The following is a 15788-nucleotide window of genomic DNA, read 5'->3' as shown; positions in this document are numbered from 1 at the left end:
CCGAACTCAGTAGTGAAACGACGCATCGCCGATGGTAGTGTGGGGCTTCCCCATGTGAGAGTAGGTCATCGTCAAGCTTCTACACCAAACCCCCGATCTTCGTAAGAGGATCGGGGGTTTGTCTTTGGGCGCTAAAAAATGAGTTCATTTTTGCCATTAGCATGGTTCCTGCAAGGCCCGCGGCCAGCTGGCGCACGCATTGGATTGAGCTGGTTAAAGGGCGGCCCTGCAAAGGGCTGCTCGTAGCACCCAAAGTCTTATGCAAGTGCCCTTACAGTTATGTTCAACGGCGTTGGTTGCGCTGTAGCTAACTCGACCCTTCCGTTCCCTGGTGCTCTAACTGTCGGAGCGCACCGCCTCAATAATGTCGCCGAGAAGCTGATTCAGAGCGTCGCGGTGCCCTGAGGCGCCACTGGAAGGTCGGGTATCAGAGGTCATTACGACGGACATATCGAGCCCCGGAACCACGTAAAGCATCTGCCCGCCGAAGCCCCAACCATAACGGATATCTTCGCCGCCCAACTCGGTAATGAACCAGCCATAACCATAGCCATGACCGGTGTACCGCGAGCGGGTGCGGGGCTTCCAGGATGCTTCGATCCAGTCCTGTGACAGCAGCCTATCCCCAGATGCTGTTATGCCTCCGCGTCGATATAGCTCAGCAAAGACCAACAGCGAGTGAGGGGTCATCGCCATTTCGTTACCGCCCAGGTAGATGCCTTGCGGATCTCGTGTCCAGGCGCTGATATCAAAGCCGTCGAGTGGTGCCAGCCACTCGCGCGCAAGCTGTAGTGTGGCTTTTCCGGTACTGCGGGTGAGAATTGCTGACAGCAGGTGGCTTGATCCGGTGGAATAAATCATTGCCTCGCCAGGTTCAGCCTCAAACGGTCGCGCCAGTGCCGCGCGTACCCAGTTCGGACTCGCCACCCATGACCCATAATTAGGCCCAGAGGTTGAGCCGAGGCCGGCCTGCATTGATAGGAGATTGCCTACAGTGACCTGCAGCAGTCGAGCGTCCGGCTTCGCTGGGAAATCGCTTCCGATCAGATCAGCGATCGGCTGGTCAGTGCCTGAAACAATACCCTTATCAATGGCTATCCCAACCAAGGCAGAGAGTATCGTCTTCGACGCTGACTTAATATTGGTGGGATTGCTTGTTCGGTGGCCGCGGTAACCGCGCTCGGCCAACACCTCGCCATGACGAGCCACTATCAACGTCTCAAGTTGCTCCAGGCGTTCAGCATTATCGACGATTGCTTCAAGCTTCCCGTCTGCGACGGACGTTGGAGCGATGCAGAGCAGGCATAGGATGCATAGAGCACGATACGTCGCCTGCCGGCACTGATTCGGGGCGATAGGGAAGTAATGCATGCAAATTGGACCGCGAACCGGCTATGCCGTGCGGAGCACCGCTGAGCTGTTCAGGCCATGCCGGATGACCGGCTGGGCTCGAGGCCTCCCCAGCTACTGACGTACCCATGTCTGGGTGCGGCCCAACGCTTCGATGCCGATGTAACCGCGCATCTCAAGCTTGTCTCCACCTTCAAGCAGGGTGACCTTGGCGCGATAGGTCTTGCCTTTGGCTGGGTCGAGGATAGTGCCGCCGCTCCAGACGCCCTCGCCATCCGGCTGCAGGCCCCAAAGGATAGTCATTCCTGCGATTGGCTTGTCTTTGCGCTCACCTTCGCAGGCCGTACATAACGGGTTCGGGCTCTGCTCGGAGCGCAGAATCTCCGCCACTTCTCCGTTTAGCGAACCATCAGCCGCCTGCTGTATTTGGACGATGGACTTGGGCTTGCCGGTTTCATCATCAATGGTCTGCCAACGTCCGACTGGCGATTCGGCGGCAAAGCAAAACGACGCAACGGTCATTGGCAATGTCAGGAAGGCGGCGGTAAACAATGCGCGCATGGTTTCTCCTACGGATGGTTGGGGGGTGCGACTCTAACACCACATGGGACCGGTATTGGCCACCCAAGTTTGCGTCGTTACCGCCAAGATCCAGGACTTTCGGCAATAAACCTGCTTGATGGCGAGCAAGCGTGCCAGCGATACGCCGCTCACTTTGCTGTACCTCACATCCGGTGTTTGTCGATCCCTAACGGCCAGCGCCACGACCGCTGCGAAGTGGTGGAGAGGCTTGTGCGAGCTGCGATCCTGCACGTCATGGCGTTCGAATTCATCGAGCCTTATGAGGTGGTAGCCCGTGAATTGCGCTCTATAGAGCTTCAGGGCGAACGGCAGCTAGCTGAGGAGCGATTGGAGGTTCGGCAGACCGCGCCTAGCGAAGAGGCGCGTCAGCTTGCAGTGCAAAATTGATCGCGTCGGCTGCCGTGAGCGTAGCGTTCTCGCCATGGCCGGCGCCTGGGTGGATGGTCAGGGTGCGCTTCAGGCCATGGCCCTCCAGTGATGCCCAGCGCTCGAACAATCCCTGGACGTTGCTGCGCATCCGTCGGGCAACAAGGCGTCGCTCACGCTCGGATGTAGCAACTTTACCCAGTAACGGTTCTGGTTCCTCAGCTTCCCCGACAGTCATCCACAGACGCTTTGATTGTAGGTTCTACTCGGAGAGCGGAGGGCCGCTCTGTTCTAGCAGCTGACGATCGTTCCACCAGATCGAGGGACTGGCCGCCAGGTAATTCTGGAAAGCGTCAGGCTCGCTCATCAGGGTATACAGCGTGAATAGTCCGCCGTGAGAGTGCCCAAACAGAGTCTGCCGATGAGGATCAATCGGGTATCGGGCTTCGATTAGAGGTTTCAGTTCGGTTTGCACGAAAGCCAGAAACTGGTCGGCTCCACCGTAGTGCGCATCGTCACTTTCATGGTTCGCCGCTAGGGCTGGGGGAGTGTAGTCTCTGGCTCGTCTGTCGACGTCATACAGCGCGTCGCCAGGATAGCCTATACCCACCACTACCACCGACGCGCGTGTTGAGGGATCCGGGCGGCTTTCACGAGCATTGGCTTGAACTGCCAGCATTGGAAACAACGCATTGCCATCAAGCACGTAGAGCACCGGATAGCCACCCGGTGGCGCCGGCTGCTGAGGCTGGGAAATGAAGATCCTGTAATCGTCGCCGGTGTTGCGCGAATGTATGTCGCGTTGTTCAGCTTGCGGTAGCACCACTGGCTTCCACACGCCCGCCTCAGCGGCTCGAGCCGACGCACAGCCGAGTCCCAGGCTGGCAATCAGCAGCGCCATCAAGGCATTCATGCTGGCCGCTCGGCAGGCGTATCCGGCAGGGGGCCCTCCTGCCATTCGACCTGCAACGCCTCGTCACCGGAAAAACGGTTGAGGTGATCAGCGATTACAAAACGCAGGCGTTTTTCTGCCTCACCGGGCTCCGCCAGGCAATCGATCAAGAGCTGCTCCGGTCCGGCAAACATGCGGCACTCACCAAAGACGAAAACGACCTCTGCTCGTTGCTCATCGAGTCGGACTTCGCCTTTGTGGGCAAAGTGCTTGAACAGGCGGGTCATGTTGCGTGATGCGCGTGGCGTTGCGACTCGTGCATGAAACTTGGGCATGAATGTCTCCGTTAAGCGCCGCCGACCCCGAAGCCGGCGGCGAGTAGATCAGAACTCGTAGCGCGCGCCGATGGTGAAATTGCGCGACGGACCCTGAAAATTGAAGGTCGAGGTGCTGCCAACGCGCGAAACGTAGTCGCGATCGAGCAGGTTGTTTACATCGAAAGTCGCAGTGAGCTGCTCGGTGACCGGGTACGACAGCTTGGCGTCGACCACGGCATACCCCGGTGCGCTAACGGTTATCCCTTGGCGTTCGTAGGAAAAGTCGCTCATGGCGCTGATACCTGCGCTCAGCCCTAATCCACGTAGCGGTCCGACCGCCAGGGTGTACTTGCTCCACAAAGAAGCCTGGTGTGTGGGCATGAGTACAAACAGAACGTTCTCGTCACCTGCAAGGTTTTCAGTCTCCATGTAGGTGTAGCCCGCAATCAGCTCCCACTGAGGCGTCAGGTAACCGCTGACCTCAAATTCACCACCGCGGATACGCGCCTTGCCAGCCGCTGCGTAATCGGCCGTGCCGGACAATCCGTCGGCATCGGTAGCGCGGTTCTCGTCGGTCAGTTGAAAGGCGGTGACACGGGCGTTCAGATCCCCGCCGTAATAGCTGCCCTTGATGCCGACTTCATATTGCTCGCCTTCGCGCGGGTCGATGAGCTGACCGTTAGCGTCGGTCTCGGATTGAGGCTTGAAGACCTGCGAATAGCTGGCGTACAGCGAATGCCGTTCGTCGAGGTCGAATACTAAGCCACCGTAAGGCGTGACGTGGCCGTTCTCATGCTGCTCATCCGAGGCAGCGACGCCTGTGTTGAGATTCGTTGAGGTAGCGTCGCCTTCATACCAGCTGACGCGAGCTCCACCGATGAGTGCCAGCCTTTCGATCGGCCGGAACGTCAGCTTGGCGTAGAGACCTGCTTCCTGATCGTCGCTACTGACGCGTGTTGAATAGCTCAGGTTCGGTTTGGCGAAGCGCGTGGGCTGATAGCCAAAGATATCGACCGTGCCGAGGACAGCACTGCCGTTGCGATAGTCGCTGTCGTAGCGTTTGAAATCGCTGCCGACCACGAATTCGCTGACCTGGCCCAGCAGCTCGAACGGCTGGCTGTAACTGGCATCGACGGCGAGTGCGTCCTGCTGAAAGTCACGCCCGGCGGCGACCATCCGCGTGTTGCCGTTGGCCGCCACAGCGCTGCCGGTATAGGCGTACAGATAGTCTGTGTCACGCGTGGAGCCCCGCACGGCCACTCGGCCATAGCCGCCAGTATCGAAACGGTGAGTCAGCTCGGCGATTGCATCGGTGGTGCGACCGTTGAAGTGGTTCCAGTCGGCGCCTAGGTAGGTCGAGTGACTCCAGTTCAGCAAATTTCCGGCCGAATCGGTGGGGTAGCCGTTGTGGGGAGCGATGTCCTTGGTCTGGTGAATCAGTCCTAGCGAAAGCGAGGTTGTGTCGTTCAGGTCTATGTCCAGTGCGCCGTAGAAGCTCTCACTGGTGTTCTCGTTGTAATCCACCTCGCCATTGCTGTCGGCGCGAGAGACAACTGTGCGTCCGCGTATGTGACCCGCTTCATCGAGCGGACCGGAGAGGTCGGCTTCCAGATAGTGCTGGTCCCAACTGCCGTAGCGGCCAGTCAGGCTGCCCTGGAACTGGCGCGTTGGGCGCTTGCGTACCATATTGACGACGCCGCCCATTTCGCTGGTACTGCTGAACAGACCCGAAGGACCGCGCATGATCTCTACCCGGTCGAACGGCGAAAGCGATGGAACCGTGCCGTGGATGCTGGCCATGGGTGCAGGGAGACCGTCGATATTGAACTCATCGTACTCATAGCCGCGGGCATAGATCGACGATCGACCGCTGTCGTTGGTCAGGGTACGTAGGCCCGCGGTGTACTTGGCCAGGTCGTCAAGGTTCACGAACTGGCGATCCCTGATGTAATCGTCTGTGTAAACGGTGATCGACTGCGGGATATCGCGCAGCTCGGCAGGTGTCTTTGTGCCAACCGTCGCTGCTTGCACCGTGTAGCCGCCGGTCTGCTCCGACGACGGCATGTCGTACAGGCGGTTGCCCTCGACCGTGATGCTTTCCAATTCGACCGGCTCGTTCTGCACGGAAACGCTTTGCGCCAGCGCACTTAACGGGAAAGGCGCAAGCAAGCCGGCCAGCAGCAGGCGCCGCGAACGTTGTCCGAGGCTGAGGGTGCGAGGGGTTCTGTCCATAGGTCGGCTCCTGTCGCGGGTATTGCGTAAATGGCAAAGATTCGCGGCGCTTAATGATAACGATTTGCATCAAAAGATGTCGGGGCGTAGTCTGCCATGCGTCCGGGTCGCGAACCTTTGCGCGACCAAGTAATTGCTTTGCAATCGCGTGCGAGGTGCAGCGCAGCATGAACCAACCCGATCACATCATCCGTGGCGATGAGCTGCCGGCGACTAGCCGGGCTGGTCTGCACTTGCCAGACGGCGGCGATGACCGCCTGTTCTATGGCCGGGTGAAATGGGCCCAGCTGCGTGACGGTCTTGCCCTGCACTGGTCCGATTGCGAGGAACTACAGGACTTCGTTACCGAAAACACCGTGGATCCGCGAGTGTCCTTTGTGCTCTTTCTTCAGGGGCAGAGTCAGGTCAGCTATGGCGACCTGTCGCTGACGCTCGGTCATCCCTCAAGCCGGCGTGCGCCCGAGGGGGTCGCAGTCTCGATGAACGAGCCGGTACAGTTCCGCCGTCAGGCACGCCGCGGTAGTCATATTCGAAAGTTGGTGGTGAGCCTGACGCCGGACTGGTTCGAAGGGCGTGGCGAAGGCGTGGGTGCGACAGACGGAGCAATTCGACGCTTCATGGGCAGTCACCTGACGCCTCGTGTCTGGAAACCCTCGTCGCGCCTGCTGACATTGGCTGACCAGATGCTCAACCCACCGGGCTACGACGCCTTGCTGGCCAGCCTGTATCTGGAAAGCCGGGCGCTGGACATTGCCTGCGAAGCGCTTGCCAGCCTTGGCGAGGCGACGACCGTGGTAGAACACGGTTTGCGGCCCCAGGAATACCGCCGGCTGCAGCGCCTCGTTGATCTGCTTGATAGCGGCGAAGCCGACAGTTGGAGCCTTGATCACATCGCACGCGAAACGGGCGTCAACGCGACGACGTTGCAGCGCCAGTTCCGCTCGCTCAAGGGCATGACGGTATTCGAATACCAGCGCGGGCGGCGTCTGAATAGCGCACGCGAGGCACTGGAGCGAGAAGGCGCAACGGTCACTGAAGCGGCTTGGCGCGCCGGTTACAACAGCCCAGCCAACTTTGCCACAGCCTTCAAGCGGCAGTTCGGCATCAGTCCGCGGCAGGTGCGTTCACGGGTGTGAAGGCTGAGCCAAGCTGCCACTTCGTTGCGACGACGGATGGGCCTGGATGCCGACCATCGTGACGTTGGTACGGCATACATTGCGTTAAGCAAAGGCGACCGGCCGAGCAGTCCGTAAAGTTGTTCAGAAGCGCCTCGGGGCGCTCTTTCCTGATCGTTCGAACGATCACACCTCCCGCCCGTCGCCGGGCTTGAAGTAGAAGCGTCCCAGCGTTCAAGTCAGCCCCGCTTGTGCCGACTAAAGAGTGCTCAGCTGCCGTTTGAATGATGCCATTATGATGGCCCTCTCCTGTTGCTCGCCGGACGTTAGTCGTCCGGGAGGTCGCCCGATGCTTCGAACCTCGCTCCGCCGCCTGACACTAGCCTTGTGGTTAGTCGCATCGCTATTCGGCGTCCAGGTCGCCTGTGCACACCGTGTCACGGTCGTCACGGAGGAACTGCCACCCTACAACATGACGGTCGACGGCAAGCTCACCGGCATGGCCACCGAGGTGGTACAGGCTGTTCTGGACGAAGTGGGGGAGGCTGCGCGTATCCAGTCGATGCCGTGGGCACGCGCGTACGACATCGCGCTGAACTCGGAGAATGTTCTTATCTACTCCATTGCCCGCACACCGCAGCGCGAGAGTCTGTTCAAGTGGGTAGGTGTTATCGCGCCCACGCGCTGGTTCCTGTTCTCGCTGCCTGGCACTGAGTTCAACCTCAAGAGTCTCGACGACGCCCGCCAGTACCAGATCGCCACCGTGAAAGAGGATGTCGGTGAGCAGTACCTTATCGATAAGGGGTTCGTCATCGGCCGCAATCTGCAGTCGAGCAACAAATACGAGCACAACTACGAAAAGCTCAAGGCTGGGCGTGTGAATCTGTGGATTTCCAACGAGCTGAACGCTCATTATCTGGTCCGTCAGGCCAGTGGCAGCCCTGGCGATACTGCGGTCCCTCAACTGAATCTGGACGACCTCGGCGGCGCGAACGGCTTGTGCATGGCATTCAGTCGCAACACGCCGGATGAGGTGGTCGAGCGCTTTCGCCAGGCGCTCTCGCGCGTCCGTGCCGATGGCCGCTATGACACTATCGCCGCACGCTGGTTGGAATGAACGTCAATACATCGGCCTCCGTCACCTCAGCGAGCGCGCAGCGGCCCAGTAGCTCGCTTGGGCGTCGTCTGGTACTGGCGACGCTCGGCTTCTGTCTGCTGTTTACCGCCGCGACCGTGGGTTTGCGGACCTGGCTGGCCTGGGAGGATGGCCGCTCGGCAATGAATGCCGAGTTGGTGCTGATCGACCAGGTATTTCAGAGCAATCTGGCCAAAGCCATCTGGGAAATGGACAGCGATGCACTGGAAACGCAGCTGGACAGCGTGGCCATGGCTGAGCCGGTTGGCCGCGTCGAACTGCGGATCTTCCGCGCCGGTCGCGCACCGGAAGTCATCCAACGTCAACGCCCGCAGCAGCAGCCTCAGCACCGCGCGCCGGTGCTGCAGCGTCGTCTGACCTACGAAGCCTACGCTGGCGCCCGCGAGACGGTGGGCGAGCTCAGGCTCGAAGGCGACGAAGGGCTGCTCTGGAAACGGCTTGTTGCCGACGTGACCAAGATCATCATCACCCAAGTCATCCAGTCGCTCCTGCTGGCCGGTTTGATCATGTGGATGTTCAACAGCACGGTCACGCTGCACGTGCGTCGGATCGCCCAGCACCTAACCCGCCTGACTCCGGAAAATCTCGACCAGACCCTGCGCCTCGATCGGTCGGTAAAACGCCAGGATGAGCTGAGCCTGCTGGAGTCGGGCATCAACAGTGTCCAGCTAAAACTGTCGGCTTACCTCGAGCGGCAACATCAGGACGAGCTGGCACTGGCCGCGCACCGCGACCGCCTCGCCGAGCTGGTCGAGGAACGTACTGCCGAATTGCGGGCTGCCAATGTGCTGCTGGAAGAGCTTTCACGTAGTGACCCGCTGACCGGCTTGGCCAATCGCCGGCATTTCGACGAAATCAAGGAAGTCGAATTCCGCCGCGCGATGCGTCTCGGCCAGCCTCTGACCGTGCTGATGTGCGACGTGGATTTTTTCAAGCGTTACAACGACCACTACGGCCATGCGCAGGGCGACCAATGCTTGCAGTGGGTAGCCGATACGCTCAGGTACGTGTTTGCCCGTGCCGGCGAGGTGGTCGCGCGGCTCGGCGGCGAGGAATTCGTCGTACTGCTGCCCGGTGTGGATGCCGAGTCCGCGCATCGTTCGGCCGTAAGGCTGCAGCAGCGGCTGGCCGAGCGGGCGCTGCCACATGAGGCCTCGGCCGTTTCGCCCCATGTCACGCTGAGTATTGGCCTCGCCGGCTTCGACGCGGACAGCATGGACCAATTCGAACAACTGCTGCGCCGCGCCGACGAGGCTCTCTATCGAGCCAAGACGCAGGGCCGCAACCGTATTTCCGACTGATGATCGCGAGGACCGCATGATGCGCCCAATTGCCTGGATCGCTGTTTCCCTGGGGTTACTTGGCGCGGTCGCACATGCCGGGCCGTTGCGGGTGGTGACCGAGGAGACGGCCTACAGCTACCTGCAAGCGGGCAAGGTCAGTGGCGCGGCCACCGAAGTGGTCGAGACGACCTTGCAGCGTGCAGGGCTGGATGACTACCAGATCGGTCTGTATCCATGGGCGCGTGCCTACGACATGGCGCTGCAGGAGCCAGGCGTGCTGATCTACCTCATCGCGCGCACCTCGGAGCGCGAGGCGTTGTTCCGCTGGGTGGGGGAGATCATGCGCATCGACTATCACTTCTACAAATTACGTGAGCGAGACGATATCAAGGTGCCCGACCTGGAGGCGGCGAAAGCCTATCGGGTCGGTGTGTTGCGCGACGATGTGCGCCATCAGTATCTGAAGGCCAACGGTTTCAAGAAGATCGTGGTGACGGCGCACAACAGTGACAACTTCAAACGCCTGCTCAATGGTCAGGTTGATCTGATACCGATGCCCGAGCGAGACATGCTTGCGCAGTGCAAAGAGGCCGGCCTGGATCCTAGCGAGGTCGAGCGCACGCTCTCCCCCGGAAATTCGACGCAGCTGTATATGGCGTTCAGCCGTCAGACCGACGATGCCACCGTCCTGCGCACGCAGGCCGCGTTCGAAACGCTGCAGGCAGACGGTACGCTCGCTCGCCTCATGGGCGGTTCGCGTTGACCGTCGCTACCTGTCGTCTGCGGGTTCAGTTACCGCTCTGCTCGAATTCATTGAGCGCCTTGCGACAGCCAATGCCGGAGCCCTCACCGGGGCCCGCTTCCAGCCACGGTAAGATGGCCAACGGCGGCGCGACCAATGCGCCGACCACACTGGCAATGGCACGGGCGGCTAGCTCGCCGGTCACAACGCTGACCTGCGGGTCGCTCAGGGTGCCCTGCAGTTCTACGGGTGAGTTGCCGGACAGCAGGCTGAAGTCCTTGGCGCGAGCTTCGAACGCAAGATTCAGTCGTTCACTGTCGAGCTTGATGGTGCCGCCGCCGGTGATGTTGCTGTCGGCCGTGCTGATAAAGAACTGCTCGAGTTTGGCGGTGCCGGCAGTTGAGTCGAAGCGCAGGTAGGTGCAGTTCATATCCACCTGATCCGAATCGGCTAGGGCAGCGAGTGCCGCTTCGCCTGCATCCAGGCCAAGCAGCTCCACGGCCAGCATGTCGAGCTTGCCTCCGGACATGGCGAGTTCCAGTTTGCCGTCGAGGTTGGCCGCCATCTCGCCCAGCGACTGCCCCTCGAGCGTGACGTCCAGCTGCCCACCGATGGTGCCTGCGGAGTCTTGCGCGACCTTGGACAGGTCGGCCTCGCGCAGAATCGGGGAGAGGTTGACGCTGGTGATATCCAGGTGCAGCTCGCCCGTGGGTTGCTGCGGACGAACGTCCAGTCGCAGCCGGCCATTGGCTTTGCCATTGCCTATCGATAGGGTCAGGGGTTCGGCGACCAAGACACCGTTGTCCAGCTCGGCTTTGAAGTCGACAGCATTCAACGGAATTGCTTCTGCCAGCACCTGGTCGGCCTCGTAGCGAATGATGGCATCGCGGTCGCGAAGGGCATCCAGTCCCAACGGCTCGCTGGAAAATACCTGGCCGTCATTCGGGTCTGTTGGTGTATCGGGCGCCTTCAAATCAGAGGTCTCGAGGGTGTCCGAATGCAGGTTGGCCCAGAGCATCGGGCGGCCACTAAGGCTGAGTCGAACGTCGCCGCTCACGTCGCTGTCGCCCCAGTTGGCGCGCAGATCCTGCAGGCGCAGTTGCTGGTTCTCCCACAGCAGCTGACCGTTCAGCTGATAGCCGGCCAGTGACGGCAGGCTCCACCCGGTCAGAGGATTGAGGTTGGCCGGGTTCGGCCCCTCAAGCGAAATCGCGAGATCCGCCGCTTCCAACTGCAAGGGATTGGTGACCGTGCCCTTTACGGTCAGCCGACTTTCGCGCGACTTGACCGTGCCTTCGACGGGGTAGGGTTGATCAACGAACAGTTCCTCCAGCGCGCCGACATCGATCTCGAACTGCAGCGGTACGTCGTTGCGCCAGGCATCGCCCGTCAGTTGCAGGCCGGAGTCGGTGGAAGTCGCGTCGACCTCGACCCGCAGATCCCGTGTCGGGTTTTCATAGCGCAGGTGCGTGTCGCTGAGACGGGCAGCGTTCTGCGCCAGCCGGGTGTGCAGTTCCCCGTCCAGCGTTCCGAGCCTGGGATAGCCCAAGGGGGCGAGGGCACGGCCCAAGTCCAGCTGTTCAACGGTCAGGTCGACCGTTCCGCTCAGCGAATTCTTGGTCAGATCAAGCGAGCCGCTGGCATCAACAGCCCCTTCGCCTTGGGCTGCGTGCAGGCGTTCGATCTTCAACTGCTGCTCGGCCAGATCGGCCTTGAGCACGATGTCGCTCAGTGCGGCATCGCCATACAGGAGCTCCTCCAGGTTGAGGTCGAGCTCACCGCGATAGCGACGCAAAGGCTGCAGCAGGTTTTGAGCGCTTTGTTGCAGCGACTGCTCGTTGTCCTTGGCTTGCGACTGTGCGCCGTTCGGTTCGGAGTCGAGCAAGCGCATCACGCCCCAACGGTTGAGGTCGAGTCTGTTGCCTTGCAGTTTTGCGGTCAGTTCGGGCGTATCGCCACGCTCCAGGACGAGCGAGCCGGTGAGGTGACTTTCGCCCGTGTTGAGGTCCATGTCCTGAAGCGCCCAACGCTGCCCATCACGCTTAAGTCGGGCGCTGAGGTCGAAGGCCGGCACATCGATGGCCGGGCTCTCAAAGCTCATCAGTTCGGCTGAGTCCGGCGCGCTCACCGTCAGTTTGCCCTGCAGGGCATCAAACGCTGGAAGCTGCTTGGCTGCACCCTTGAAGCTCGCCTGAATCTTGCCCAGTTGCGCGTCGAGCGATACCGCATAGGCTGCACCGCTGGCCAACGCCTGGGATGGGGGCTCGCCCGTCAGGCTCAGGGTCAGTGGCTTGCCTTGTACATTGCCGCTGCCTTCGATGGACAGCTGGCGCTGCCCCGGTCCGTTATCGGTCGTCTCGATGTCGAGGTCGACCTGGGCGTCCAGTTTGGCGTCGCGATAGGTCAGTTGGCCGTTCTGGATGCGGATCGTCTCCGGTTGGATGGGCGACCCGCTGCTGTCACTTTCGCTGCCGGTCAAGGCGGCCCAGTTGGAGCGCCCGTCTTCCTGCCTTGCGAGATGTACCTCGGGATTGTCGAGCTCAAGCAGTTGCAGACTGAGGTCACCCGTCAACAGCGCGCCGACATCGATTTCTGCCTGCATGGCGTCAAGCTTGAGCATATAGGGGTGTTCGGCCCACTCGGGATTGGCGACCTGCACATCGCCAACGCTGATCCCCAGCGGGAAGTCCCAATCGACGTCGAGGCTGCCGATCTCGACGGCGCGACCATCCAGGCGCTCGCTCAATTGGGCTTCGATCTTTTCGCGGGCCCACTGGGTTTGTACCAGCACTGCTGCGATCACTACCAGCAGCACCAAGGCCGCCAGCACGATGCCAATGATTTTTGCTGCCTTCGCCACCCTTGCCTCCTGATCCGATCCGCTCGCGCATGAGAGAGGGTCAGCTGCACCGGGAGCAGCTGTGTAAAGGTGTCGACCTCGCACGGGCCGTAAAAGGTCACTGCAAATTTGCCGTGCCGTTTCTCGACGTGCAGCCATTTGCGCCCCCGCCGCACGCAGCGAAAGGGTTTGATGGCAGGCAACAGAGGGAGGAACACGGACGAACGGCATCGCCGTCGCCCGTGCTAAACAGGGTCAGCCCTGCAGATCGGCCAGCATTGCCGTGGCGACCGCTTCGGCGACCTTGATGCCGTCGACACCCGCCGAGAGGATGCCCCCGGCATATCCAGCGCCTTCACCGGCGGGATACAGGCCGCGGGTGTTGATGCTCTGCAGGGACTCGTTGTCGCGCTTGATCCGCACCGGCGAAGAGGTGCGCGTCTCGATGCCGGTGAGCACGGCGTCGGCGCGGTCGAAGCCGCGGATCTGCTTGCCAAAGGCCGGCAACGCTTCGCGGATGGCCTCGATCACGTAGTCGGGCAGCGAGGGCGCCAGGTCGCCCAGCTTTACGCCGGGCTTGTAGGACGGCTCGACCTCTCCAAACTCGCTCGACGGCTTGCCGCGAATGAAATCGCCCACCAGCTGCCCCGGCGCGCAGTAATCGCGACCGCCCAGCTCGAAGGCGCGTGCCTCGAGCTGTTCCTGCAGCTCGACGCCGGCCAGCGGGCCGCCGGGGAAATCCTCGTCCGGGTTGATGCCAACGACGATACCGGCGTTGGCGTTGCGCTCGTTGCGCGAGTACTGACTCATGCCGTTGGTCACCACGCGCTCCGGCTCGGAGGTTGCCGCCACCACCGTGCCGCCCGGGCACATGCAGAAGCTGTAGACCGCGCGGCCATTCTTGGCGTGGTAGACCAGCTTATAGTCGGCCGCGCCCAGTTCCGGGTGGCCGGCATACTTGCCCAGCCGCGCGTTGTCGATCAGCGACTGCGGGTGCTCGATGCGAAAGCCCACGGCGAAGGGCTTGGCCTCGATATAGACGCCGCGCTCGTGGAGCATGCGGAAGGTGTCGCGCGAGCTGTGACCCAGCGCGAGTACTACGTAGCGGCTACGCAACTCTTCGCCATCGGCCATGCGCACGCCCTGGATGCGGCCGTCCTCGATGATGAAGTCGACCACACGGCTGTCGAATCGCACCTCACCGCCGAGCGCCTTGATCTCCTCGCGCATCGTTGAAACCACGCCGGTCAGACGAAAGGTGCCTATGTGCGGCTTGCTGACGAACATGATCTCTTCCGGCGCGCCGGCGCGGACGAATTCATGCATCACCTTGCGACCGTAGAACTTCGGGTCCTTTATCTGGCTATAGAGCTTGCCGTCGGAGAACAGCCCCGCGCCGCCTTCCCCGAACTGCACGTTGGACTCGGGGCTCAGCACCTTCTTGCGCCACAGCGCCCAGGTGTCCTTGGTGCGGCTGCGCACATCACGACCGCGCTCCAGCACGATCGGGCGGAAGCCCATCTGCGCCAGCGTCAGCGCGGCGAACAGGCCGCAGGGGCCGAAGCCGATCACCAGCGGGCGCTCGCTCAGCCCTTCTGGCGCCTGGCCGACCGGGTAGTAGCCGGTGTATGGCGAAACACGAATGTTGCGGTCATCGGCCAGGCGCGCCAGCACCTTCGGCTCGTCCGCCACGCTGGCATCGATGATGTAGACAAAGGTGATTTCGCTGTTCTTCTTACGCGCATCGTAGCTGCGCTTGAACACCGTGAAGTCGAGCAGCTCGGTATCGCTGATTCCCAGCCGCGCCACAATGGCGTGGCGAAGGGCCTCGGCGGGATGGTCGAGCGGCAGTTGCAGTTCGTTGATGCGAATCATGACAGGTCCGGGCCGGTGGCCCCGGCAGAGGTGAAGTGGCGACGCGGCGAAACCGGGTGGCTCGCGCGGCGCGCAGTTTAGCTGCGGCGAGGCAGGCTGTCATGAACGAGGATCGAGTGCGACGCGCCGGCCGCCGCGGACGCGATGGCCGGTCGGTTAAGTGAGGATTACTGCAGGATTACCCGGGCGTTCACCGGTTGCAGTGGGCGGTTGTTGGCATGCCCAACGGCCTCCGTCAGGGCTTGGATTTGCGCGCTTGAGGCGACGATGGGCTGCTTGAGCACCAGCCAGCGAACCCCTTCCGAGCAGGGCGGCGTGGTCAGCGAACCATTGAAGCGGTAGTAATCCAGGTCAGCTGGCAGCATGTCGCGGATATTCACCTGTTTCGCCACCGACTGTTTCGTACCGCCTGTCGGCGGAGCGCTCCAGAGGTTGGCGAGCACAGCGTTTTGCTGGCCCTCCTTGAACATCACCGCCACGACCGCCAGCGTGCCGTTTTCGTCGGCATGCACCAAATGGCCTTCCAGCGGATACGACTGGCCATTGATGTGGTTTTCACTGGGCATGTGAAAGTGAAACTGGATGAGCTGGAACGTCTCGCCATCCAGGGTGAGCGTGCTGCCCGGCTCGTAGGCCACTTGCACTGTATGGCCGTTGTTAGCGACCTCGCTGGCGCCGGCCTTGTAGTCGACTGCCAGGGGTTTCAACTCCGCTTCCACGAAGCCCTGCAAATTGACAGGCGACTGATTTTTGCCGGCGCAGGTGTTGAATTCAGGGGTGAGCGTCGCCCAGTTCTCCGGCCCTTTTTCGCCGGAGTAGCCCCACTGCGTGCCAGGGGTGACGGCGAGCGCGCTGGTGCAGAACAATAGCGTGGCCAATGACGGGGTGATTGTTTTCATGTCGATTCTCCTCGGCTCGGGTATCTGCGCTGCCATCTCCGGCCTGGCAATATTCGATGTCGTCCGCTGTTGGTAACCACGGCCGCAATGGTTTCGGGGCGCAGGTGCTGCAGCTTTTTCACTGCTTTCTATTTTGTCGA

The 15788-nt window shown here is 61.4% G+C and carries 13 protein-coding genes and 1 rRNA gene; 6 read left to right on the top strand and 8 right to left on the bottom strand.

Annotation, left to right across the window (positions count from 1 at the left end):
* Positions 1–77 (top strand): 5S ribosomal RNA (gene rrf / locus CXK96_RS21180); the annotation flags it as partial.
* Positions 78–336: 259 nt separating this feature from the next.
* On the opposite strand, the gene CXK96_RS18145 is transcribed toward rrf, so the two are convergent.
* Together CXK96_RS18145 and CXK96_RS18140 are read right to left on the bottom strand one after the other, a co-directional pair.
* On the bottom strand, positions 337–1371 hold the full coding sequence (locus tag CXK96_RS18145; protein WP_102837830.1) for a serine hydrolase domain-containing protein: 1035 nt from the start codon (positions 1369–1371) through the stop codon (positions 337–339).
* A 93-nt stretch (positions 1372–1464) separates the two neighbouring features.
* Positions 1465–1911: a DUF2147 domain-containing protein gene (locus CXK96_RS18140; protein WP_102837829.1), complete on the bottom strand. Its 447-nt coding sequence runs from the start codon at positions 1909–1911 to the stop codon at positions 1465–1467.
* 231 nt (positions 1912–2142) lie between these two features.
* Here CXK96_RS18140 and CXK96_RS20780 point away from each other — a divergent pair, with 231 nt between their 5' ends.
* Positions 2143–2319: a hypothetical protein gene (locus CXK96_RS20780; protein ID WP_180981559.1), complete on the top strand. Its 177-nt coding sequence runs from the start codon at positions 2143–2145 to the stop codon at positions 2317–2319.
* A gap of 241 nt (positions 2320–2560) precedes the next feature.
* Here CXK96_RS20780 and CXK96_RS18135 read toward each other — a convergent pair whose 3' ends face one another.
* The 3 genes from CXK96_RS18135 to CXK96_RS18125 are packed head-to-tail and all read right to left on the bottom strand — an operon-like array spanning position 2561 to position 5739.
* Positions 2561–3211, bottom strand: a complete 651-nt coding sequence (locus CXK96_RS18135; protein ID WP_256061661.1) for an alpha/beta hydrolase — start codon at positions 3209–3211, stop codon at positions 2561–2563.
* A complete protein-coding gene (locus CXK96_RS18130) occupies positions 3208–3525 on the bottom strand; it encodes a DUF2218 domain-containing protein (RefSeq protein WP_102837828.1) in 318 nt (105 codons plus the stop codon). The genes CXK96_RS18135 and CXK96_RS18130 overlap by 4 nt, the downstream gene beginning before the upstream one ends.
* A 48-nt stretch (positions 3526–3573) precedes the next feature.
* Positions 3574–5739 carry a TonB-dependent siderophore receptor gene (locus tag CXK96_RS18125; protein WP_102837827.1) on the bottom strand — a complete coding sequence of 722 codons (2166 nt, stop codon included), beginning with the start codon at positions 5737–5739 and terminating at the stop codon, positions 3574–3576.
* A 167-nt stretch (positions 5740–5906) separates the two neighbouring features.
* Here CXK96_RS18125 and CXK96_RS18120 point away from each other — a divergent pair, with 167 nt between their 5' ends.
* The 4 genes from CXK96_RS18120 (at position 5907) to CXK96_RS18105 (ending at position 10056) form a co-directional block, all read left to right on the top strand.
* Positions 5907–6875, top strand: coding sequence for a helix-turn-helix transcriptional regulator (locus CXK96_RS18120; RefSeq protein WP_102837826.1), 969 nt, complete (start codon positions 5907–5909; stop codon positions 6873–6875).
* Positions 6876–7203: 328 nt separating this feature from the next.
* The gene (locus CXK96_RS18115; protein ID WP_102837825.1) at positions 7204–7971 is read left to right on the top strand and encodes a substrate-binding periplasmic protein; all 768 of its coding nucleotides are present in this window, start codon (positions 7204–7206) and stop codon (positions 7969–7971) included.
* A complete protein-coding gene (locus CXK96_RS18110) occupies positions 7968–9311 on the top strand; it encodes a GGDEF domain-containing protein (protein WP_102837824.1) in 1344 nt (447 codons plus the stop codon). The genes CXK96_RS18115 and CXK96_RS18110 overlap by 4 nt, the downstream gene beginning before the upstream one ends.
* A gap of 16 nt (positions 9312–9327) precedes the next feature.
* Positions 9328–10056, top strand: a complete 729-nt coding sequence (locus CXK96_RS18105) for a substrate-binding periplasmic protein (protein WP_102837823.1) — start codon at positions 9328–9330, stop codon at positions 10054–10056.
* Positions 10057–10081: 25 nt separating this feature from the next.
* Here CXK96_RS18105 and CXK96_RS18100 read toward each other — a convergent pair whose 3' ends face one another.
* The 3 genes from CXK96_RS18100 to CXK96_RS18090 form a co-directional block, all read right to left on the bottom strand.
* Positions 10082–12895: an AsmA family protein gene (locus tag CXK96_RS18100; protein ID WP_180981557.1), complete on the bottom strand. Its 2814-nt coding sequence runs from the start codon at positions 12893–12895 to the stop codon at positions 10082–10084.
* Positions 12896–13129: 234 nt separating this feature from the next.
* Entirely contained in the window at positions 13130–14749 is a 1620-nt protein-coding gene (locus CXK96_RS18095; RefSeq protein WP_102837821.1) for an NAD(P)/FAD-dependent oxidoreductase, read from the bottom strand.
* A 167-nt stretch (positions 14750–14916) separates the two neighbouring features.
* The gene (locus tag CXK96_RS18090) at positions 14917–15648 is read right to left on the bottom strand and encodes a carbonic anhydrase (RefSeq protein ID WP_102837820.1); all 732 of its coding nucleotides are present in this window, start codon (positions 15646–15648) and stop codon (positions 14917–14919) included.
* Positions 15649–15788: the final 140 nt, after the last annotated feature.

This window comes from Stutzerimonas stutzeri (assembly GCF_002890895.1).
GTDB classification, from domain to species: Bacteria; Pseudomonadota; Gammaproteobacteria; order Pseudomonadales; family Pseudomonadaceae; genus Stutzerimonas; species Stutzerimonas stutzeri_AB.
The sequence above is the reverse complement of the archived record's forward strand: the minus strand, read 5'-3'. Positions and strand labels throughout refer to the sequence as shown.